The organism is Streptomyces sp. NPDC013187 (assembly GCF_042899705.1).
GTDB classification, from domain to species: domain Bacteria; phylum Actinomycetota; class Actinomycetes; order Streptomycetales; family Streptomycetaceae; genus Streptomyces; species Streptomyces hawaiiensis_A.
This window is the reverse complement of record NZ_JBIBAF010000001.1, coordinates 212875-233596: the sequence shown is the minus strand read 5'-3', so window position 1 is coordinate 233596 and position 20722 is coordinate 212875. Positions and strand designations below refer to the sequence as shown.

Here is a 20722-nt window from a genome sequence, read left to right as displayed (position 1 = left end):
ATGACCACCACCATGGAACCGCTTCAGGACCAGCTGACCGCCGACTTCTACAACTACGAGTCCCTGCTGCCGGACGACGAGCGCAAGCTCCTCCTCAAGGCCCGCGCCCTCATGCGCGACCAGGTCAAGCCGCTGGTCAACGAGAACTGGGGCAAGGGCGAGTTCCCGACGGAGCTCATCGGCCTGTTCCGCGACAGCGGCCTCGCCGGCCTGCCCTACGAGGGCTACGGAGAGCACCGTGCCGCCGTCAGCAACCTGCTCAGCGGCACGATGGCCATGGAGATGGCCCGCACCGACGCCTCGGTGTCCACGTTCTTCGGCGTCCACAACGGCCTGGCGATGTACTCCATCGAGTCCGGCGGCGACCAGGAGCAGCGCGACCGCTGGCTCCCGGCCATGGCCGCCATGGACAAGATCGGCGCGTTCGCCATGACCGAGCCGCTCGGCGGCTCCGACGTCGCGGGCGGCATGCGCACCACCGCCGAGCGCGAGGGTGACACCTGGGTGCTGAACGGCGCCAAGAAGTGGATCGGCAACGCCACCTTCGCCGACTACGTCGTGGTGTGGGCGCGGGACGTCGACGACAACCACGTCAAGGGCTTCGTCGTCGAGAAGGGCACGCCCGGCTTCGACCCCGTGAAGATCGAGAACAAGATCGCCTTCCGGATCGTGGAGAACGCCGAGATCACCCTGACCGACGTCCGGGTGCCGGAGGCCAACCGCCTGCAGAACATCAACTCCTTCCGCGACGTCGCCGAGATCCTGCGCGCGACCCGTGCGGGTGTGGCCTGGCAGGCGCTCGGTGTCATGATCGGCGCCTACGAACTGGCCCTGGACTACGCCCGGGAGCGCCGCCAGTTCGGCCGCCCGATCGGCGGCTTCCAGCTGGTGCAGGACCTGCTGGTCAAGAGCCTCGGCAACATCACCGCCTCCTGGGCCATGATGGTGCAGCTCGCCCGGCTGCAGGACGCCGGGATCTTCCGCGACGAACACTCCTCCCTGGCCAAGGCGTTCGTCACCTCCCGGATGCGGGAGGTCGTGGCCTGGAGCCGTGAGATCTTCGGCGGCAACGGCATCCTGCTGGACCACGACATCGCCCGCTTCTTCGCCGACGCCGAGGCGATCTACTCCTTCGAGGGCACCCGCGAGATGAACACCCTGATCGTCGGCAAGTCGATCACGGGCCAGAGCGCCTTCGTCTGATCACCGGCATACGGCGGAACGAACCCACCCCGGGTCCCCACCCGGGGTTTCGTTCTGTCCGCGGGCATATCGCGTGGCCGCCCCCGGGGCCCCGTACGGTCGGGGCGGTGAGCAGGAGACGCTACGTGGTCGGCGATCGGCGAGGGCCTGCGCATCGGCGAGGGCCTCGACACATGGCTGCGCGACCCGAAGGCCACCGCCGAAGCCCGTTCCGGCGGCCGGCCGCACTGACGTCACAGACGTCACTGACGCACGAGCTTCTCGAAGAAGAACTCGTGCTTGAGGAACGACGTCGCGTGCTCCGCCCCCGGATACGGCGGCACGAGCTGCGCCGCCTGGAAGAGCCGCCAGCCGTCCTCCAGGGCGCCGACCCCCGTCTCGTACGGGGGTTCGTCGCTGTCGCCGGTCGTCGGCCGGGTCGAGCCCGTGCCGTCGTAGCGGGCCCAGCCGACGACCCGGGAGTCGAGGGCGGAGTTGTCGAGGTAGAGGACGAGGACCTGCTGCCGGGTGGCGGTCATGCGGTGCTCCTCTGTGCGGCGGGTGCGGCGGGTGCGGCGGGCCGGTTGGAGATGCGGGTGGCCCAGTGCTCGATATCGAAGCCCGGGTCGGCGGTCAGGGAGCGCCACAGGAGGATCCGGTTGTGGATCTCCAGCCGGGCGGTGGCCTGCTCGTACCAGGGGAAGGTGCGTCGCAACTCCTCGCGGACGGCGGGGGAGTTCACGTCCCGCGTGTCCCACAGCCGCACCTGCGGCACCGTCGGGTTGAAGCGGATCTTGTACATGTGGCGGACGGTGTCGCTGTCGTTGCGCCGGCCGCCGTGCCAGATGCCGTGGTGCAGCAGGAGCACGGTCCCGGCCGGGCAGGTCAGCCGGGTCTGGCCGCGCAGGTTCTGGTAGCGGCCGGTGTCGGACTCGTTGATGCGGCGCAGATGGCTGCCCGGGACGACGAGCGTGCCGCCCATGCCGGCGGTCACCTCCTGCGGGTAGTACATGAGTTGCACGTCGAACGCGTCGGGCCGCACGTCGATGAGGGCGTCGGCGTGCAACGGCTGCGCACTGCCCTCCCGGGGCATGCGGGTGTGGACGAAGTGGTGGTCGATGTCCGGATCCGGCCCCACCAGGCTCTCCAAGGCGCCCGCCACCACCGGCAGTCGGAGGAGCCGGCGGGTGAAGGAACCCTCGGGAAACGCCGTCGGCACCGCAGTGCCGTAGGGCACGGCGGGCAGCGTCCCGGCGGCGAAGAGTGTGAGCGCCTCCTCGTTCATCTCCCGGGGCACGACGCCGTCGAGGCGCAGGAAACCGTGGGCCGTGAACCGCGCCACCTCGACGGAGCTCAGCAGCTGTTCAGTGGTTGACATGACGCAACCGTAGAAGCGTGAAACCCGGCCGTCGTGGGGTGTAATCGACAGCCACTGGTAATTTTCCACCATGCCGACCTTCGTGGAACTGCCCCTCGACCTGCCGCCCGACCTGGTCCACGCGGGCGTGGGTGTGCACGGCTCGGCCGGCCCGCACGAGGTCTTCCGCCTCCCGCACCTGTGGCAGCTCCACCTCTACGGCTACTCCGGCACCCTGGAGTTCGACGACGCCCGGCACCCGATCCGCCCCGGCCACCTCAGCCTCGTACCACCCGGCACGGAGGTGCACTTCCACTACGACGCCCCGCGCTGCGAGCACCTGTACGCCCACTTCCGGCTGCCGGGCGACGGGGAGCGGCGCCGGCTCCCGGCGATGCAGGACGCCGGCGCGGAAGCGGGGGTGCTGAGCGCCCTGCTGCGCCACACGATCGCGGCGAGCGCCCAGTCCCCGGCCCGGGCCTCCGCCGAACTGTGGACGGTGCTGTGGCGCACGACCGGCCTGGCCGAGGCCGCCGCCTCGCCCTCCGCGACCCGGCACCCGGCGCTGCGGGCGGCCATGGCCCATATCGAGGAGCACCTGGCCGACCCGCTGAGCGTTCCCGGGATCGCCCGGGCGGCGGGGGTGTCGCACACGCACCTGACCCGCCTGTTCCGCAAGGACACCGGGCACACGGTCGTCGGCTACGTCCGGCGCCGCCGCATGGAGCGCGCCCGCCACCTGCTCGTCGCGTCGACGCTGGCGATCCCGGCCGTCGCGGCGACGGTCGGCATCCCCGACCTCCAGGCCTTCAACAAGACCTGCCGCAAGGAACTCGGAGCGTCACCGCGGGCCGTGCGACGGACCGCGGGGGCGTGAGGACGCGGCGCCCTGCCGGTGGTGCCCGTCCGCGTCCACAACGCCGCCCGCGACGGCGTCCCTGATACCGGCCGCACCGCATAGCGGTTTCCCTTCGCGTGGCCCGCGCTCGCCCTGGCCACCGTCACCACCCTGACGAACATCGCCACCGGCTGGTGGGCCGCCCGCCCTTGAGCCGGGAGCGGCTGTCCGGATTGGCTGTTCTCCGGAGGAAGGCTTGCTGGCACTCTGACGAGCACCCCGGGAGCCGGCAGCGGCAGGGGAGAATTCCGTCCAGGAGGACCGGAAGGAAGCACCAGCATGATCGAGTGGAAGCCCCTGGGCACCGGAGCCAGACCCGTACCCCAGCCCGTGGCCACACCGCTGGTCTGGGCCGGGGCCGGGGGCGGCGCACTGATGCTGGTGGCGCTCCTCAACACCGTGGTGGGGCCGGACCGGCCCGAACTGGCCCTGTCGGCCCTGTCCGTGCTGGCCGCCCTGCTGGGCCTGTGCGCACGCTTCACAGCCGCTCCAGGCACGGCCGTGCTGTGCTGGCTGTTCCTCAACGGCTTCGCCATACCACCCGCGGGCGTCCTCACCTGGGCAGGCCAGCGCGACACCACCTGGCTGGCCTGCCTGTTCACCGCCGCCCTCGTCGGCACGGGCCTGGCCCGTCTCGTCCACGCCCGCGCCGCCTACCGCCGCCTGGTTCCCGGACGCGCCCGCTGCGACGGCGCGGCGGGCGACGGACCGTACGACTCCTGACGCCGGGCCGGCAACCGACGGGGGATCGGACCGGCAGCTGGAGCGGGGCCGGTCGCTGACCGACGCGCGCTGAGACGGGGGGGGGATCAGACGGCGACGGCCGAGACGGTGAGCGGGATGTTGCCGCGCGTGGCCCCGGAGTACGGGCAGATCCGATGGGCCGCTTGACCCAGTTCCGCGGCGGTCTCCCGGTCGACGCCGCCGAGTTCGAGGGGCAGCGCGGCGGCCAGGCCGAACTCGCCGTCCTCACCGTGGTGGAGGGTGATCTCGGCGCTGACGGCGGTGCTCGCCAACCTGACCTCGCGCTCGGCGGCGGCGCGGCGTACGGCCCCCAGGAAGCAGGCCGCCCAGCCCGCCGCGATCAAACACGACGGCGGTGTAGCCGACTGCCATGACTGCTCTCCTGTTCGTCACCGGTTCAAGCGGTGACGAGATGTTTGCAGCTCGCCGCAACTGCCGTCAATAGGCAGCGAGATGCTTGCCGGTTCAATCGAGTGTCACCGCTTTGACAGGTGATGGACTGCATGCCACAGTCAGTCGACGCATCAGCCCGTGCACGTCGTCACACCACGGAGGTCCATGTGATCGGCAGGCGTAGTTTCGGCAAGGCTCTGGGAGTGGGCGCGGGCGCGGCGGCCGCGGGACTGGCCGGGCCGTGGAGCGTCCCCGCGGCGGCTGCCCACGCCACCGCTCCCGCCCCCGGCGCACACCGCGCGTTTGCGCGGACCAAGCAGATCAGGGCCGGTGTGCTGGACGTCGGCTACGCCGAACTGGGCCCGGCCCACGGCCCTGTGGTCATCTGCCTGCACGGCTGGCCGTACGACATCCACAGCTACGTCGACGTCGCCCCGCTGCTGGCCGGGCAGGGGTACCGGGTGATCGTCCCGTACCTGCGCGGCCACGGCACGACGCGCTTCCTGTCCGCCCGGACCTTCCGCAACGCCCAGCAGTCGGCGATCGCCATGGACGTCATCGCGCTGATGGACGCCCTGAAGACCGAGCGGGCGGTGCTGGCCGGATTCGACTGGGGCTCACGCACCGCCGACATCGTCGCCGCGCTCCGGCCCGAACGCTGCAAGGCCCTGGTGTCGGTGAGCGGCTACCTCGTCACCAACCTGGAGGCCAACCTCAAGCCGCTGGCGCCCAAGGCCGAACTCGCCTGGTGGTACCAGTACTACTTCTCCACCGAGCGGGGCCGGCTCGCCCTGGAGGACAAGACGCTGCGCCACGACCTGACCCGGCTCGTCTGGGACACGGTCTCCCCGACGTGGGACTTCGACGACGCCACCTTCGAGCGCACCGCCGCGGCCTTCGACAACCCCGACTACGCGGCCATCGTGGTCCACAACTACCGCTGGCGGCTGAGCCTCGCCGACGGGGAGCGCCGCTACGACGGACCGGAGAAGCGGCTCGCCGCCCGCCCCACGATCTCGGTCCCCACCGTCACCCTCGACGCCGAGCGGGATCCCTTCACCGCTCCGGGCGGCGGCGCCTCGTACCGCGACAGGTTCACCGGCCCCTACGAGCACCGCACGCTGCCCGGCATCGGCCACAACGTGCCCCAGGAGGCGCCCGCGGCCTTCGCGCGGGCCGTCATGGACGCCGACCACCTCTGAGGCTTGCCGCGCGATGGGTCACCGGTCAGAATGGTGACGTGAACCTCGACCATGTCTTCGTCTGCGGGAACCCGGCGCTCGACTTCGCCGCCACGCTCCGAGCACGCCGTTCGGCGCGCTTCGAGATGTTCGTGACGCCGGACCGCCTGACCGCGTGGTACGTGGAGTCCGGCCTGGTCGACGCGGTCTCGCCCGGCCAGGAGGCCGACGTCGAGCGGGCGAGGGCCGTGCGGGAAGCGGTCTACCGGTTGGTCACCGCCCGCCGGCTCGGGGAGGAGTACGACGGGGCGGCGCTGACCGTGGTGAACAACGCCGCCCGTACACCGCCCGCCGTGCCCCAGCTCACCCCGTCGGGGCGCTGGACGCAGGCGACTCCGGACGAGGCCCTCTCCATGGTGGCGCGGCACGCCGTCGAGCTCCTGAGCGGCCCGGACGTGCCCCTGCTCAAGGAGTGCGGAAACCCGGAGTGCACGCGGACCTACATCGACCGCTCGCGGGGCATGCGACGGCAGTGGTGCGGGATGGACTCCTGCGGCAACAAGATCAAGGCAGCCGCGTACCGCGCCCGCAAGAAGACCACTGCGGCCCACTGACCCGGCGGCCCGGCGCCGACCGGTCCGCCGCACGCCCCACGTCGGTCCGGACGGCCGTCAGCCGCCCACGTACCAGCTGAAGCCGCCGTTGCTGCTGGCCACGGCCAGGAGGACGAGCCACAGGACCACGTCGACGATGCCGAGGATGATGCCGGCCTTCGCCATGCCGGCGCCGTTCTTGACCGATGCCTGGCGGCGGGCGACCGCACCGAAGACGATGGCCAGCGGGCCGAGGATGATGTTCAGGAAGAACAGGCCGATGATGCCGCAGCACAGGCTCGCGATCGCCAGGCCGTTGGTGCGCGAACCGGAGGACGCGGCAGAGGAACCGCCGTAACTCGCCATGGAAAACTCCCAGTTGTCGATGGCACGGACCGAACGGGCCGCGCTCTCCTCACTTTCGACTTGTTTTGTTCGAATGCCCCTCTGTGGCGTTCCCATGACAACCAATTCGGGAGTCGCTCCCGTCAGTTCTCGTGCACCAGCCCGGCGACGTGCGCGGTGACCGTGTCGAGGATGCCGGCCCAGGCCGAGTCGTCGCCCAGTACGAGGTAGTTGAGCGTCAGGCCGTCGGTCATGGCGGCCAGGTAGCGGGCCAGGACCGGCACGGGCACCCGAAGGCGCAGCCCCATGGCCTGCCGCAGCTGATCGATGAGTTCGGTGTACGCCTCGGCGTACAACTCGTACTGACGGCGCGCCAGGTGTTCGAAACCGGGCCGGCGCAGGGCGTACTGCGTGAGCTCGTAGCTGAGCATGTGCTCGTCGGGGTGGGCACGGACGTGCTCCCAGTACGCCTGGAAACCGGCCCGGACGGTCTCCTCCAGGGTGGCTCTGGGCCGTATGGCCTCCTTCACCACCGTCACGTAGTGCCCGGTGATGGTGGTGATGACGGACTCGATCAGCTGCTGCTTGGAGTCGAAGCAGTAGTGGAAGACGCTCAGCGAGACGCCCGCCTCGGCGGCGATGGACCGGGTCGTCGTCCTGGGGACGCCGTCCCGGGCCATCGCCCTGATCGCCGCTTCGGTGAGCTGTCGCCGCCGCTCGGCGGACGGCAACCGTGCCATGGAGCCCCTCTCGTGGCCGTCAGCCGCTGTGGACGCCGACCTCGCGGAGGGAGTAGCCCCAGCCGGTGCCGCGCTCCAGGCCGTGGACGCGGACGTACCGGGCCGGTGCGCCGTCGAACCGCGCGGTGTCCAGACCCCCGTCACCGGCGGTCGTGGACCATGCGGCCCGCCAGGTCGTGCCGTCGCCGGAGAGCTCGATCCGGTAGGACTTCGCGTACGCGCGCTCCCAGTCGAGGGTGACCCGCCCCACGGTCCGGGCGGAGCCGAGGTCGACCTGCAGCCACTGGTCGTCGCTCCAGTCGCTGGCCCAGCGGGTGCCGCGGTCGCCGTCGACCGCCCGGTGCGGCTGGTAGCCCGTGAACATGCTCCACTCCGAGGAACTGGCCGACGCGGCGGCACCGGCCGCGAGGTTGACTGCGGGCTCGTGCTTCTCGGAGGCCGCCCAGGTGTCGAGGTAGGACTCGGCGCCCCGGAACAGGTCGTCGACCGTGTCCTGGCCGCCGACCCGGCGGATGTCCTCGATCCAGTCCGGGACGAGGCCGTAGTGGGCGGCGCCGTCGGTGTTCAGGTCCCAGGTGCGCTCACCGGTGGTCTGCCGGTCGATGACCGAGCCGCCGTCGACGCTCTTGAACGGGTAGGTGACCTTGTTCGGCCCGTCCGCCCCGCGCGGTCCCGGCCAGCCGCCGACGCCGTTCATGTCGGTGCCGTAGCCGTAGCCCACGCCGTACTTGTCGCGCAGGGCCTCGGTCCGCTTCGCCTCCGCGACGAAGCCCTCGGAGCCGTGCATGTACTGGGCGATGAAGCCGCCGAGGCCGTAGACCCGCTCGGTCCAGTCCATGTCCATCCAGCTGTGCGAGGAGAGCACGCCCGGGTAGGACTCGGCCTCGAAGATGTCGAGCACCCGGCCGGTGGCCTTGACGCTCATGTGGTCGATCTCCAGCATCATGCCGCGCTTCATCATGCCGCGGACGGCGTACTCGCCGAGGTCGGTGAGCCCCCGCACGTTGCACTGCGCGTCGGCGCTGTAGGACGGGACCTCCTCACCCGCCGGGAGCTTCTTCTCGGCCGCCGGCGCCGCCGCGTTGCCGATGGGGTTGTCGTGCTGCGGGCCTTTGCACGTCTCGGTCTTCCAGTACGTGCCGGTCGACAGGAACTGCCCGACGTTGATGGCCGTCCCGAGCGTGCCCGAGTCGAACCGCACCCCGCACAGGGCGTTGTCGAACTTGTGGCACAGGAACATGCTGCGCACACCCAGTGCGTGCAGCTCGTCGAGCCCCTTGTCGATGTCCGCCTTGCTGCACTGCGCGATGTCGAGGACCTGCTTGCAGCCGAACGGCTCGGAGGTCTCGACCCCCATGACGACGGCCAGCTTGCCCTGCTCGATGACCTCGCGGGCCTGCGCGCTGTCGGTGACGACCCGGAACCAGCCCTTGCCGGGCCCGCCGTACATCTTGTCGACGTAGGCCTGCATGTCGTACGTCAGCTTGGCCTGCAGCCGGATGGACGTCATCTCGTCGCAGGAGCGGTCCTTGAAGAAGTACACCGAGCAGATCACGCCGTTGGTGACGAGGTCGTTGACCAGCACCCGCTGGCCGCCGCGCCAGGCCCGCTCGACCCAGGCGTAGTAGTTCTGCTGGTGGGTCAGCGAGTCGTGCCGCGGCCAGTCCTTGAAGGTGGGCCAGCCGTTCGGGTCGTGCTTGCCGTCGCCGCCGTTGGTGATGAAGTCGAAGATCGCGAGCGAGCCGTCGGGGTAGTGCTCGGGGCAGTCCTTGAGCGCGTCGGCCACGCCCTGCTCGGAGAACGCCTTTCCGCAGATCAGACGGCCGCCGAAGGCCTCGTTGGAGAAGATGTGGTCGTGCGCGTCGACGAACCCGCGCACCTCGCCCTCGGCGTTCGTGCCGGTGAAGGGCTCACCCGTGACGTCGATCCGGGAGTCCGGCGCGGGTCGTGCGGTGGGCTCCCACCAGTCGTTGCCGGCCGCCGCACTCGGGGTGGGGCCGAGCGCGATCGACAGCACGAGCAGGAGGAGCGACACCACGGTGACGTTCTTGCGTCTGCGGTACGGGCGTCCGGAACCGGTCACAGCCCACGTCCCTCGGTCGGCGGATCAGCGAGGCCCTCTTGTCATGACCTCGCAAAGCGTGCGACGAGAATCGCCACTCCCGCTTGACGAGTCAAGAGTCCGGGACGGTTGACCTGATGAGGGCACGGGTTCACACCCGGGCGGGGCCCCGGGCCGGACGGGCTCCGCGTCGGGCGGCGTCACAACAAACCCCAGGTCGTCGACCTGGGGTGCAGGGAGCGGGTGAGGGCCCCCTCGGGGCGTGGGGTGATCAGCTCGGACCGGCGTCGGAACCGCCGGACGCCTTCTGCGCCGCACGGCGGTACTCGGCGTTGATGCGCTGGGCCTCTTCGAGCTGGTCCTCGAGGATGACGATGCGGCAGGCGGCCTCGATCGGCGTACCCCGGTCGACGAGCTCACGGGCGCGCGCGGCGATCCGCAGCTGATAGCGGGAGTACCGCCGGTGCCCGCCCTCCGAGCGCAGCGGAGTGATGAGACGTGCCTCACCGATGGCCCGGAGGAAACCCGGTGTGGTGCCGAGCATCTCGGCGGCCCTGCCCATGGTGTAGGCGGGGTAGTCGTCGTCGTCCAGCCGGTCGCTGAGCGGGGTATCTGCTGCCATGTCACCTCGTAGTACAACGCGTCGAGGGGCCCTGGTGCCGTACGGCACCAGGGCCCCGAAGGAAATTCAACACCATCTGTCGGCCCTCATGCGGTGCCGACCTTCTGTTTCCGCTACCCGGCCCGGCTGCGGGAGGGGTGCGGGGATCGCGGCTGCGTGACCGGGGACCACCATCCAATCCGGGGTCTTGCGGTACCCGGACCGAGAGCTTCCCGGCCGGGCGATCCTGATGGCGTCTGCTCCTCCGTCCTTCCTCGGTTCTGTCTGACCATGTCTACGAGAAGAAGGTTAACCACGGCGAGGAGCAATGTCTACTCTGACAAAGACAGATTTTGGAGGCCGGTCGGTGCAGGCATGCTGTGGCGCCCGATGGCGTCGCGACATGACAGTGAGGGCCCTGCCGACGCGCGTCGGCAGGGCCCTCACTGGGTCTGCGGTGGCGGTGACCCGCCTGTGTCTCAGCTCGCCGGGAGATCCCGGAGCCGGACCCGGTCCGTATAGGTGGGGGCGTCCCGGAGGACGGTGAGCCGGGCCAGCGTGACCAGGCCCGTGCTCTGGTCGTCCCCGTCGCAGAGGACGAGGTGATCGACCTGTGCACCGGCCATGAGGGACAGCGCCACCTCGACCGTCATGTCGTCACGGATCCGGGGTGCGTGGGCCAGAGAGTGGTGCTGCGCCAGAACCGGCGTCATGGGTGTCTCCTGCCGAGAGGGGGTGGCGGGTGGGAGCAGGGCTCTACGCGGCCGAGCCGAAGCCGGTCCGCCGCTGCCCCCTGGAGCGCGCCGCTTCACCGGCGGGGCGGCTCTGCCCGGCGGGACGGCGTCCCCGGCGGCCCCGGGACCCGGCGGACGCGCCGCGCGGGCGTTCCGCGCGCGGCGCGGGGATGACGACCGGGATGCCGGACGGGGCCTGGGCGCCCGTGATGCGGGTCAGCTCCGCCTCGCCGGAACGCACCTGGGCGACCTGCGGGGTGATGCCCGCCGACGACATCAGCCGGGTCATGCCCCGACGCTGGCCCGGGGTCACCAGGGTGACCACGCTGCCGGACTCGCCGGCGCGTGCCGTACGGCCGCCGCGGTGCAGGTAGTCCTTGTGGTCACTGGGCGGGTCCACGTTGACGACCAGGTCGAGGTTGTCGACGTGGATGCCACGGGCCGCCACGTTCGTCGCCACCAGGACCGTCACGTCCCCGCTCTTGAACTGGGCGAGGGTCCGGGTCCGCTGCGGCTGGGACTTGCCGCCGTGCAGGGCCGCTGCGCGGACACCGCTGCTCAGCAGGTGCTGGGTGAGCCGGTCCACCGCGTGCTTGGTGTCCAGGAACATGATCACTCGGCCGTCGCGCGCCGCGATCTCGGTGGTCGTCCGGTGCTTGTCGGTGTCGTGCACATGGAGGACGTGGTGCTCCATGGTGGTGACGGCACCCGCGGAAGGATCGACGGAGTGCACCACCGGGTCGTGCAGGTAGGTGCGGACCAGCCGGTCGACGTTGCGGTCCAGGGTGGCCGAGAAGAGCATCCGCTGCCCGCCGGGGCGCGCCTGGTCGAGCAGGGCCGTCACCTGCGGCATGAAGCCCATGTCGGCCATCTGGTCGGCCTCGTCGAGGACGGTGATGTCGACCTGGTCCAGGCGGCAGTCGCCCCGGTCGATGAGGTCCTTGAGCCGGCCCGGCGTGGCGACGACCACCTCGGCCCCGCCGCGCAGGGCACTGGCCTGCCGGCCGATCGGCATGCCGCCGACCACCGTGGCGAGCCGCAGGCTCACGGCGCGGGCGTACGGGGTGAGGGCGTCGGTGACCTGCTGGGCCAGCTCGCGGGTGGGCACCAGGACGAGGGCGAGCGGCTGCCGCGGCTCGGCGCGCCGCCCGGCCGTCCGGGCCAGTACGGCGAGGCCGAACGCGAGCGTCTTGCCGGAGCCGGTGCGGCCGCGGCCCAGGACGTCCCGGCCGGCCACGGAGTTCGGCAGGGTCGCCGCCTGGATCGGGAAGGGCGCGGTCACGCCCTCGTGGCCGAGGGTGGCCAACAGCCGTGCGGGCAGGTCGAGATCGGCGAACGACTCGACGGCCGGCAGCGGGGGAGTGATCGTCTCCGGCAGGGCGAACTCGCCCTGGGGAGCCCTGCGGGGGCCCTGGTTCCTGGGGCGGCGCGGGCCGCCGGAGCGGCGGTCGGCGCCGTCGCTCCTCTGGAATCGGTCACGGGTACGGGATGTGTGGGCGCGCTTCATGCGGGACCTTCCTTGACGGGCGCGTAGCAAGGAAATCCGCAGCAGAGGAGCGGCGCAGAAAATCTCGAGACGAGCCGGAGTGGGTGCGGCCGGGTCGGACCGGCGGGGAAAAAACAGCGAGCTGGGGCCCGCACCCCTTCAGGTGCGGGCCCCAGCTGCGAAATATGCGCGAGCGCCGATGTCAGGCGGGCACGATGTTCTCGGCCGTCGGGCCCTTCTGGCCCTGCGCGATGTCGAACGACACCTTCTGGCCTTCGAGCAGCTCGCGGAAGCCCTGGGCGGCGATGTTCGAGTAGTGGGCGAAGACGTCGGCGCCGCCGCCGTCCTGCTCGATGAAGCCGAAGCCCTTTTCAGAGTTGAACCACTTCACGGTACCGGTAGCCATTTTGTTCTCCTTCGGAGGCGGTTTCGGGAATTCACCCTGTGTGAAATCCGTGTCGCCGTGATGATTACCCCGTAGGAAATGAACCTTCTGGCAACCACACCTGCAACTGAGATCGACAGTAGCACGGTGGGTTCGGACCCGTGTCGACCGAAAATTGCGATCGGGCGGGTGATCGAGGAATATTCGGTGGGCCCTGCTTCTATTTCTCATTTTGCGGGCACAGATATTGCCTTCCGCGCGCACGGGCCTTCCTGGCGCGCCCTCGCGTGCCGGCCCTGTGACCTCCGCCGACGGGTGATGAGCCGCTGCGGCCGCGATCGGCGGGCGGCATGGCGGCGGACGCGCCGCCGCGCCACTCCGGCGACGAAGGTCACATTCCCCGAACGGCCGTACCCGGCGACAACTACGTGGACATGTCACCGATCGGTGACGGCGTGGTGCGGGAACGGAGACGACGGGATCCGCGCGGCTCCCAGCCCCCTCATAGTGATCAAGAAGCACCGCGAGGCCGAACCGACCACGGCCTCAACCGATCGATGCATCAGGGGATTTCATGTACGGCAACCGTCGCAAGGCCTTCCTCGTCTCCGCGGTCCTCGTGGGCGGCGCCCTGCTGATGACCGCGTGCCAGGACACGGACGAGGCCGCGGGCACCGGAGCGTCGCAGGGTTCCTCGTCCGCGTCAGGCGACGCGGCCACCCCGTCCGGCTCCTCGGCCGCGGGCAGCGGCAAGGACTCCGGCGCGGCCGGCAAGGACTCCGGCGCGGCCGGCAAGGCCTCCGGGGCGACGGGCGGAACCGAGGACGGGGCCGGCTCCGGCGCGGACACCGGCAACGGCAAGCGGGAGCCGGTCGGGCAGAGCTGCGGCGCCAACGACATCTCCTGGAACACCAGGTCCGAGACCCAGGCCGGCGGCTACATCCTGATCTCCGCGAAGGCGAAGCCGGGGATCACCTGCATGCTGCCCGCCGCGTTGCCGACCGTGGCGTTCGGATCCGACGGCACCGAGGCGGGCCCCGCGGAGCAGGCCGCCGGGAAGCAGATCACGCTGAGCGGGAACACCACCGCCTACGCCGGCGTCAACCCCAAGAGCACCGACAGCGACGGCGGCAAGGAACTGGACAGCATCATCGTCGCCGTCGGCAGCGACGACCCCGACCCGGTCTCCCTGAAGGTCGGCACCATCACGGTCGACAAGCCGGTCGTCACCAACTGGCACACCTCCGCGACCGACGCCGTCCCCTTCAGCTGAACGGCCCCGCGCCCCTCGCGTGGACTCCGCTAGCATGTTCGAACTCGCGGTGGTCCCCCCATCGCTCTCCATCTACCCAGCCATTCGGATGAATCGGCCAAAAGATTGATAGCCAGGGCATCGCGGGTGTTTTCGCGAATCAGCGGCATGACGTCGTGGGCTGTGTGGCGCCATCGGCGCGCGGTGCTGTGGGGTGCGGCAGCCGTCGTGGCTCTCGCGTTCCTCGTCGTGCTGGAGATCGCCACCCGCCGCTACGGTGAGCCCGGCCCGATCACCACCCAGGTCGAGGCCCTGGTCTTCGCCCCCAAGCCGGGCCCGCTGTACGGCGGTCTGGCGCTGATGATGGTGGTGCTCACCCGGCGGCAACGGTTCATCGCGGCCGGCGCCGCGCTCGGTATCGACGCCGTGCTGCTGCTGGTGCGCCGGGCGGCCGGTGCCGAGACGATCGAGGGCCACTCCCTGGGCACCGGTGCGCTGTGGGTGATGCTGGGCTTCGCGGTCGTCGCCGTCACGCGCCGCACCGGCGGTGAACGCGTCCTGCTGCTGAAGGGCGTCGGGCTGGGCCTGTTGCTGGTGGCCGCCCGCAAGACCGGCGACGCCTGGCTGTTCATCACGGCGAAGACCCGCCCGACGGTGCTCGACCAGTACGTGGCGACGGCCGATCACGCGCTCGGCAACCCGTCCTGGGCGGCGGGCCGTCTCGTCGAGGCCACCGCCCCGTTCAGCACCCACCTCCTCCAGCTGGTCTACGGCCAGCTCGCGGTGGCCGCCGTCGTCGTCGCCCTCTACCAACTGCGCAACGTGACGGCCGAGCGCCGCTTCCCGCGCCATCACCTGGTGCGCACCTTCCTGGTGATCGGCCTCCTCGGGCCGGGCATCTACATGCTCTTCCCGGTGGTCGGACCGGTCTTCGCCTACGGCCCGGGCGCCTCCGGCACCGGCGGTGTGGAGTGGGCGACGGCCAACCTGTGGCCGCACACGCCGCTGCCGATCAGCACCCCGGTCCCGATGACGTACGACGGCATCACGCCCCGCAACTGCATGCCCAGCCTGCACACGGCATGGGCCGTCGCGATCTTCGTCCACACCCGCCGGGCCCCGCGGCTGCTGCGGTTCGCGGGCACGTTCTGGCTGGTCGTCACACTCGCCGCGACGCTGGGATTCGGCTACCACTACGGCGTGGATCTGGTCGCAGGCGTGGTGTTCGCCCTGACCATCGAGGCGGCCCTGCGCGCACAGGAGCGAGGCTGGGACCGGCCGGGTATCCGGCTGGTCGCCTACGGCACGGCGGTCTTCGCAGCCCTCCTGGTGTCGTACCGCTGCCTGCCGGTGGAGATGGCCGCCCTTCCCGAAGTGGCCGGGCCCCTCCTCGTCCTGGCGATGACCTCGGTGATCTACGGCTACGTACGGGTCACCAGGCTGTGGGCGACCCGTACGGTCGCATCCGTCCCGACCCCCACCGCGGTGCCGGCCGCCCGCGAGACCCCGGAAGCGGACACCGCGCGCAGGGACGCCGTCGCGGGGTGACCCCACCGGCGTCCCGCCGTCGGCTCGCCGGGGTGGTCAGGAGGTGGGCTGGAAGGTCCACAGCAGGTTGGTGCTGTTCACCCAGGTCCACTGCTTGGTCACGGAGCCGGAGGGAACCTGTCCGCCGCCGTCGAGGACCAGTCCGGTGGTGCGGTTGGCGATCGAGTACTGGCCGTTGCCGCGGTCGGTGATCTGCCACTGCTGGTCGGTACTGCCGTTCCAGGCCGCTTGGCGGGCCGGATCTCCGTCGCCGGTTGAGCCCCAGCCGTCGGCGACCATGCCGTTGGTGCGGTTGACCAGCCTGTAGTAGCCGGTGCCGAGATCGACGGCCTGCCACTGGAGGTTGGTGCTGTCGACCGGCGTCCACTGCTTGAGGTTCGAGCCACTGGCGACGTTGCCGCCGCTGTCCAGGGCCAGCCCGTCCGTGACGTTGATCAGCCGGAAGTACGAGGCCGGATCGAACGTGACCTTCAACGAGACGATGGCGTCGTTGTTGCCGGTCACCCGCAGGTCGGGGGTGTCCGCGGTGAACGTCCAGGCCGTGCCGGTGAAGTTGTCGCCGGAGTAGCCCGTCACCCGGTACCCCCGGGGCACCCTCAGCGAGGAGATGGTCGCGCGCCGCACCCCGGCGGCCGACAGCTGGGAGGAGGTGTAGCCGCCCAGCTTCAGGACGGCGCTCGCCGAGGAGTACCCCACGTCCTGGAACACCGTCACCCGGCCTCCGCCGGCGGACTCGGGGACGCCGCTGACCTCGACGCAGACCACGGAGTCACCGGCGTCCGGGGCGGTGGCCGGCACGGTGACGCTGATCTGGCCGCCGCTGACGGTGTAAGCGAGCGAGGCGGAGGGGTTGTTCATCAGGTAGACGCGGTTGATCGTGTTGGTGAGCGCCGGGATCTGCAGCACACCGCCCGTGGGCCAGGTGAAGACGTGGGCGAACAGCTTGCCGTCCTTCTTGGTGGCCCTTCCCCAGGAGGGGTCGGTGGCGAAGGGGCTCGCCGTGGCTCCGTGCACGCTGTCGCCGTACGTCGCCATCCACGAGGCCAGGCCGCGCAGGATGGTCACGGATCCGGCGGTGACCGAGCCGTCGCCCTTGGGTCCGATGTTCAGCAGGAAGTTGCCGTCCCGCGAGACGCAGGTGACGAGTTCCTGGACGAAGTCCTTGACGGGCAGGTAGGAGTTCTCCCGGCCCGCGTTGTAACCCCAGGCGCCGTTCATCGTGTCGCAGCGTTCCCACTGGCGGTCCAGCGGGGCGCCGGGGACACCGAACTCCGCGACGGTGTAGTCGCCCAGACCGAGGTCCCGCTTGACCCGTTCGTTGACGACGAGCCCGGGCTTGCGTGCGATCAGCCAGTTGTAGAGGTCGACACCGTCCGACTTGAGCCACCAGTCCTGGAGGGTGGGGCCGGCGGGTTCGCCGAACCAGTCGCCGTCGAACCACAGCAGCGCCGGGTCGTAGCGGTCCAGCAGCTCCTGCAGCTGGGCCTTCATGTCCGCGATGTAACCCGTGCGGGCGGCCGTCGAGGCCATGGTGGTGAGACCGCCGCCGCGGATGGTCTGGGAGGGGTGGCTCCAGTCCAGGATCGAGTAGTAGAGCCCGAACTTGACGCCCCGCGCCTCGCACTCGGTCTTGAGCGCCGCCAGCAGATCGCCCTGGACACCCGCGTAGTCGTGCAGGTTGTACGGCTTGGTGCCGGTGGTGTCGGTGAATCCGGGGACGCCCGAGTCCCACATGGCGAAGCCCTCGTGGTGCTTGGCGGTGATCACCAGGTACTTCATGCCGGCGTCCGCCGCCAGTTTGGCGATGGCCGCCGCGTCGAACGCGGTGGGGTTGAAGTGCGCGGACACCTGGGTCTGGTAGTCGGCCTTGGTCCAGCTCTCGTTGGAGAACGCCCATTCACCGTGGCCGAGGTGGGAGTACGACCCGAAGTGGATGAACATCCCGAACCGGGCCTGGTACCACCAGTCCATCTTGGCGGGGACGGAATAGGCCTCGGCGGTGGCAGGCAGCAGGGCCTGCGGCAGCCCGAAGGCCACGACGCCTCCGGCGAGCGCCGCCTTGATCAGGGAACGTCTGCTCAGGGGTGCAGAGGACATGGTGCGGCTCCTGGATCGCCGGTCGGCTACATCGGATGAATTTATAGATGCTGCGCAACTGTGACGTCCAGGGGTGAGACGGTAATTCGTCAACTTGGCTGTTCAATAAGGCCTATGGTCAAGCTCGATCCGGTGGTCAGACGGTAATCCCGACTTGATCTTCCTGGATTGGTCGGATCTATCGACCCCTCGGGGTGCCGTAACTGGAGGGAGGAACCGGCCGGTGCCGTGTGCCGGACACGGGACCGTGTATCCCGACGCCCGCGAGGACGACGGCCAGGCCCAGCACCACCGGGATGCTCAGGTCACTTCTCTGCGCCGGTCTCGCCGGTCTCCTCACCGTGGTTCACGCATGCCGGACCGCCTCGGTCAGTGCCCGGATGGTGGGTGTGCGGAACAGGTCGCGCAGCGGTACGGCGGGCATCCCGCGGCCGCGCAGTGCGGCGCTGATCCGCACGGCGAGCAGGGAGTTGCCCCCGAGTTCGAAGAAGTCGTCGTCGACTCCCACCGGGATGCCGAGGACGTCGGACCAGATCTCCTGCAGGACCGCCGCCGCACCGTCCGTCCCCTCGGGCGCCGGAGACGGTGCGACGGGGGCGGTCCGGACCGGTTCCGGCAGCCGCTGCGCGTCGAGCTTGCCGTTCGTGGTCAGCGGCAGGGCGTCGAGCGCCGTGACGGTGGCCGGGAGCATGTACGCGGGCAGTACGGTCGCGGCCCGCTTGCGGACCCCGGCCGTGTCCAGGTCCGCCGGAACGACGTACGCGTCGAGACGGGCGGTGGCGGGGTCGGCCGGGTCGTCCCGGCGGACCACCACGGCCGCCGCGTGCACCTCGGGGTCCTCCAGGAGCACCGAACGGATTTCGTCGAGTTCGATCCGGAAGCCGCGGATCTTGACCTGGCTGTCGATGCGCCCCAGGTGTTCGAGGGTGCCGTCCGGCCGCAGCCTTCCCAGGTCGCCGCTGTGGTACTGGCGGCCCTCGGCGTACGGGTCGGGGCTGAAACGGGCGGCCGTGAGGTCGGGCTGTCCGAGGTAGCCGAGGGCGACGCCCGCGCCGCCGACGCGGATCTCACCGGTGACGCCGGGCGGGACGAGCCGGCCTCGCGCGTCCGTGACGTACAGGTGCCAGCCGGGCAGCGCGGGACCGACGGACTTGGAGCCGGCCAGGGCCAGTTCCCGGGTCAGTGTCTGGGCGGTGACGTGCACGGTCGTCTCGGTGATGCCGAACATGTTGACCATGCGGCACTCGTCCTCCGGATGCCGGTCGAACCAGCGGAGCAGCATGCGGGCGTCGAGCGGCTCGCCACCGAAGACGACCAGCCGCACCGCGAGCGGCGCATGGTCGGTCTCCAGGAGCTGGGAGAAGGCGGAGGGCGTCTGGCTCAGGACGGTGACGTGCTCGCGGAGCAGCAGATCCCGGAACTCCCCGGGTTCGCGGGAGACGAGGTAGGGCACGACCACGAGCCGTCCGCCGGTGAGCAGGCAGCCCCATGTCTCCCAGACGGAGAAGTCGAACGCGCCGGAGTGGAAGAGGCTCCAGACGTCGTCCGGGCCGAGGCGGTAGTCCTCGCGGGTGGCGTCGATGAGCGCGACGACGTTGCGGTGCGGTACGACGACGCCCTTCGGACGGCCGGTGGAGCCCGACGTGTAGATGACGTAGGCCGCATCGTCCGGGGAGCCGCCCGTGGGGAGTTCACCGGACGGGCCCGCCGCCGCGGTCAGCTCGTCGGGGGTGACGGGGGTGCCGGCGTCGGCCGGGTACTCCGCCAGCCGGGTGACCACCAGGTCCAGTCCGGCGTCCCGCGCGGTGTGGGCGAGCCGGTCGGCGGGATAGGCGGGGTCGGTGGGCACGTAGGCCGCACCCGCCTTGAGGACCGCGAGCATGGTCACCACGAGCTCGGTGGTCCGCTCCAGGCAGATCCCGACCCGGTCGCCGGGCACGATCCCCCGTGCGACCAGACCGCGTGCCACCTGTTCGGCCCGCTCGTCGAGCTCGCGGTAGGTGAGGACGCAGGTGCCGTCGCCGACCGCCGGGGCGTTCGGTGTCGCGGCGGTGATCCGCGCGAGAGCGTCGGTGATCCGCTCCGGTGTGCCGGGCGGTGTTCCGGCCGGCCGCCCGAGCAGCGCGACCCGCTCGCGCTCGGCCGCGTCGAGGAGTTCGATGTCGTCGACGGGCGTGTCCGGTGCCGCGTCCGTGAACTGTCCGAGGACGTGCGCCAGGTGCCGCAGGAAGGTCTCGACGGTCCCGGCCGAGAAGTGGCTGTGCCGGTACGCGGCCCACAGCCGGGTCCCCCCGGCGGGCCGCGGCAGCAGGGCCAGCGTCAGGGGGAAGGGCGGCGCGAGACACGGCAGATACTCCGTCGGGGCGCCGGCGCGGAACGACGAGTCGCCGGCGGCCGGTTCGACGAACCCGGCGAGCACCGGGTTGTCGGCCGGCGCCGGGCTGCCGGCCGGCACGGGGCTGCCGGCCGGCATCGGCTGTGCCGGCCGGAGGGCCGGGAGCGGGGCATCGGCGGGAACCTCGATCCGCAGGGCACCGCGCCGGTCGGTGGCCACACAGACGTCACCGCTCGCCCCGTGGCCCGCGTAGCGGTGGAGGGTGAGGGCGAGCGCGGCGAGGAGACCGGAGACGTCGGGAACGTCGGGCAGGTCGATCGCCCGGGTGCCCCACGAGGTGTCGCCCCGGCGGCCGCCACCCCAGTCGGGGGCGGGAGCCGCGGGGGGCGGTGCGACGGGCGTGGCGGACGGCACCGGCAGCGGTCCCGCCGCCCCGGAGACCAGCACCTCGGTCAGCCGGTCGAGCCCCTCCCGGTCGAGCACCGCGCGGTGCGCGACGACCACCAGGTCGGCGACGTCGTCCCGGTGGCGCAACAGCACACAACGGACCGAGTCCGTGGGCCGGTTCAGTTCCGCGTCTCCCAGCCGCCGGGCCACCGGTTCGCCGGAGCCGGCCGCTGTCTCTTCCACCCACAGCCGCCAGGGCCCCACCGCGGCAAGCCGGGCGGTCAGCTCCGCCGCGGCCACCGGGCCGCTCAGCCGGACCCGTACGGCATGACAGTGGTCCCCCACCATGTGTTCCCCCACCATGGGGCGTCCTTCCTCTCTCACAACTCTCACCACGGGTCA

General features: G+C 70.9%; 18 protein-coding genes and 1 pseudogene. 7 read left to right on the top strand and 12 right to left on the bottom strand.

The features are described 5' to 3' along the window. The gene (locus ACFY5B_RS01110; protein ID WP_389962718.1) at nucleotides 1-1203 is read left to right on the top strand and encodes an acyl-CoA dehydrogenase family protein; all 1203 of its coding nucleotides are present in this window, start codon (nucleotides 1-3) and stop codon (nucleotides 1201-1203) included. Between the two features lie 242 nt (nucleotides 1204-1445). On the opposite strand, the gene ACFY5B_RS01105 is transcribed toward ACFY5B_RS01110, so the two are convergent. Continuing rightward, nucleotides 1446-1721 (bottom strand): hypothetical protein, encoded by a 276-nt coding sequence (locus tag ACFY5B_RS01105; protein WP_389962715.1) that lies wholly within the window; start codon nucleotides 1719-1721, stop codon nucleotides 1446-1448. Then, on the bottom strand, nucleotides 1718-2560 hold the full coding sequence (locus ACFY5B_RS01100) for a phytanoyl-CoA dioxygenase family protein (RefSeq protein WP_389962713.1): 843 nt from the start codon (nucleotides 2558-2560) through the stop codon (nucleotides 1718-1720). The genes ACFY5B_RS01105 and ACFY5B_RS01100 overlap by 4 nt, the downstream gene beginning before the upstream one ends. A gap of 70 nt (nucleotides 2561-2630) precedes the next feature. Between ACFY5B_RS01100 and ACFY5B_RS01095 the strand changes: the two genes are divergently transcribed. Together ACFY5B_RS01095 and ACFY5B_RS01090 are read left to right on the top strand one after the other, a co-directional pair. Further along, nucleotides 2631-3416 (top strand): helix-turn-helix domain-containing protein, encoded by a 786-nt coding sequence (locus ACFY5B_RS01095; protein WP_389962710.1) that lies wholly within the window; start codon nucleotides 2631-2633, stop codon nucleotides 3414-3416. Between the two features lie 300 nt (nucleotides 3417-3716). Next, entirely contained in the window at nucleotides 3717-4160 is a 444-nt protein-coding gene (locus ACFY5B_RS01090) for a hypothetical protein (RefSeq protein ID WP_389962708.1), read from the top strand. Between the two features lie 86 nt (nucleotides 4161-4246). Here the strand turns inward: ACFY5B_RS01090 and ACFY5B_RS01085 are convergent. Next, a pseudogene (locus tag ACFY5B_RS01085) lies at nucleotides 4247-4537 on the bottom strand (Ohr family peroxiredoxin); the annotation flags it as partial. A gap of 204 nt (nucleotides 4538-4741) precedes the next feature. Here ACFY5B_RS01085 and ACFY5B_RS01080 point away from each other — a divergent pair. Both ACFY5B_RS01080 and ACFY5B_RS01075 read left to right on the top strand, forming a co-directional pair. Beyond that, nucleotides 4742-5776 carry an alpha/beta fold hydrolase gene (locus tag ACFY5B_RS01080; protein ID WP_389962705.1) on the top strand — a complete coding sequence of 345 codons (1035 nt, stop codon included), beginning with the start codon at nucleotides 4742-4744 and terminating at the stop codon, nucleotides 5774-5776. A gap of 38 nt (nucleotides 5777-5814) precedes the next feature. Further along, nucleotides 5815-6369, top strand: coding sequence for a CGNR zinc finger domain-containing protein (locus tag ACFY5B_RS01075; protein ID WP_389962703.1), 555 nt, complete (start codon nucleotides 5815-5817; stop codon nucleotides 6367-6369). A 57-nt stretch (nucleotides 6370-6426) separates the two neighbouring features. Here the strand turns inward: ACFY5B_RS01075 and ACFY5B_RS01070 are convergent, their stop codons facing one another. From ACFY5B_RS01070 to ACFY5B_RS01040, 7 genes are all read right to left on the bottom strand, one after another. Beyond that, on the bottom strand, nucleotides 6427-6714 hold the full coding sequence (locus ACFY5B_RS01070) for a DUF4190 domain-containing protein (RefSeq protein ID WP_030846526.1): 288 nt from the start codon (nucleotides 6712-6714) through the stop codon (nucleotides 6427-6429). Nucleotides 6715-6836: 122 nt separating this feature from the next. Continuing rightward, nucleotides 6837-7433, bottom strand: a complete 597-nt coding sequence (locus ACFY5B_RS01065; protein WP_389962700.1) for a TetR/AcrR family transcriptional regulator — start codon at nucleotides 7431-7433, stop codon at nucleotides 6837-6839. Between the two features lie 19 nt (nucleotides 7434-7452). Continuing rightward, nucleotides 7453-9516 carry a discoidin domain-containing protein gene (locus ACFY5B_RS01060; RefSeq protein WP_389962697.1) on the bottom strand — a complete coding sequence of 688 codons (2064 nt, stop codon included), beginning with the start codon at nucleotides 9514-9516 and terminating at the stop codon, nucleotides 7453-7455. Between the two features lie 250 nt (nucleotides 9517-9766). Next, the gene (locus ACFY5B_RS01055) at nucleotides 9767-10117 is read right to left on the bottom strand and encodes a MerR family transcriptional regulator (RefSeq protein ID WP_344461544.1); all 351 of its coding nucleotides are present in this window, start codon (nucleotides 10115-10117) and stop codon (nucleotides 9767-9769) included. Between the two features lie 458 nt (nucleotides 10118-10575). Continuing rightward, nucleotides 10576-10809, bottom strand: coding sequence for a CBS domain-containing protein (locus ACFY5B_RS01050; RefSeq protein ID WP_266459789.1), 234 nt, complete (start codon nucleotides 10807-10809; stop codon nucleotides 10576-10578). Between the two features lie 43 nt (nucleotides 10810-10852). Continuing rightward, complete coding sequence (locus tag ACFY5B_RS01045) at nucleotides 10853-12337, bottom strand: DEAD/DEAH box helicase (RefSeq protein WP_389962694.1); 1485 nt, start codon at nucleotides 12335-12337, stop codon at nucleotides 10853-10855. A gap of 181 nt (nucleotides 12338-12518) precedes the next feature. Further along, entirely contained in the window at nucleotides 12519-12722 is a 204-nt protein-coding gene (locus ACFY5B_RS01040) for a cold-shock protein (RefSeq protein ID WP_020119326.1), read from the bottom strand. Nucleotides 12723-13275: 553 nt separating this feature from the next. On the opposite strand from ACFY5B_RS01040, the gene ACFY5B_RS01035 reads away from it, so the two are divergent. Continuing rightward, nucleotides 13276-13974 carry a DUF4232 domain-containing protein gene (locus ACFY5B_RS01035; protein WP_389962691.1) on the top strand — a complete coding sequence of 233 codons (699 nt, stop codon included), beginning with the start codon at nucleotides 13276-13278 and terminating at the stop codon, nucleotides 13972-13974. Between the two features lie 147 nt (nucleotides 13975-14121). Beyond that, entirely contained in the window at nucleotides 14122-15501 is a 1380-nt protein-coding gene (locus tag ACFY5B_RS01030) for a DUF5933 domain-containing protein (RefSeq protein ID WP_389962688.1), read from the top strand. 36 nt (nucleotides 15502-15537) lie between these two features. On the opposite strand, the gene ACFY5B_RS01025 is transcribed toward ACFY5B_RS01030, so the two are convergent. Both ACFY5B_RS01025 and ACFY5B_RS01020 read right to left on the bottom strand, forming a co-directional pair. Further along, entirely contained in the window at nucleotides 15538-17598 is a 2061-nt protein-coding gene (locus ACFY5B_RS01025) for an alpha-L-fucosidase (protein WP_389962685.1), read from the bottom strand. A gap of 346 nt (nucleotides 17599-17944) precedes the next feature. Next, a complete protein-coding gene (locus tag ACFY5B_RS01020; RefSeq protein ID WP_389962682.1) occupies nucleotides 17945-20683 on the bottom strand; it encodes an amino acid adenylation domain-containing protein in 2739 nt (912 codons plus the stop codon). Nucleotides 20684-20722 lie beyond the last annotated feature (39 nt).

Coding starts and splice junctions, on each gene's coding strand:
- ACFY5B_RS01110 (WP_389962718.1), top strand. CDS start 1: ATGACCACCACCATGGAACCGCTTCAGGACCAGCTGACCGCCGACTTC.
- ACFY5B_RS01105 (WP_389962715.1), bottom strand. CDS start 1,721: ATGACCGCCACCCGGCAGCAGGTCCTCGTCCTCTACCTCGACAACTCC.
- ACFY5B_RS01100 (WP_389962713.1), bottom strand. CDS start 2,560: ATGTCAACCACTGAACAGCTGCTGAGCTCCGTCGAGGTGGCGCGGTTC.
- ACFY5B_RS01095 (WP_389962710.1), top strand. CDS start 2,631: ATGCCGACCTTCGTGGAACTGCCCCTCGACCTGCCGCCCGACCTGGTC.
- ACFY5B_RS01090 (WP_389962708.1), top strand. CDS start 3,717: ATGATCGAGTGGAAGCCCCTGGGCACCGGAGCCAGACCCGTACCCCAG.
- ACFY5B_RS01070 (WP_030846526.1), bottom strand. CDS start 6,714: ATGGCGAGTTACGGCGGTTCCTCTGCCGCGTCCTCCGGTTCGCGCACC.
- ACFY5B_RS01065 (WP_389962700.1), bottom strand. CDS start 7,433: ATGGCACGGTTGCCGTCCGCCGAGCGGCGGCGACAGCTCACCGAAGCG.
- ACFY5B_RS01055 (WP_344461544.1), bottom strand. CDS start 10,117: ATGGCAGCAGATACCCCGCTCAGCGACCGGCTGGACGACGACGACTAC.
- ACFY5B_RS01050 (WP_266459789.1), bottom strand. CDS start 10,809: ATGACGCCGGTTCTGGCGCAGCACCACTCTCTGGCCCACGCACCCCGG.
- ACFY5B_RS01045 (WP_389962694.1), bottom strand. CDS start 12,337: ATGAAGCGCGCCCACACATCCCGTACCCGTGACCGATTCCAGAGGAGC.
- ACFY5B_RS01040 (WP_020119326.1), bottom strand. CDS start 12,722: ATGGCTACCGGTACCGTGAAGTGGTTCAACTCTGAAAAGGGCTTCGGC.
- ACFY5B_RS01035 (WP_389962691.1), top strand. CDS start 13,276: ATGTACGGCAACCGTCGCAAGGCCTTCCTCGTCTCCGCGGTCCTCGTG.
- ACFY5B_RS01030 (WP_389962688.1), top strand. CDS start 14,122: ATGACGTCGTGGGCTGTGTGGCGCCATCGGCGCGCGGTGCTGTGGGGT.
- ACFY5B_RS01025 (WP_389962685.1), bottom strand. CDS start 17,598: ATGTCCTCTGCACCCCTGAGCAGACGTTCCCTGATCAAGGCGGCGCTC.
- ACFY5B_RS01020 (WP_389962682.1), bottom strand. CDS start 20,683: ATGGTGGGGGAACACATGGTGGGGGACCACTGTCATGCCGTACGGGTC.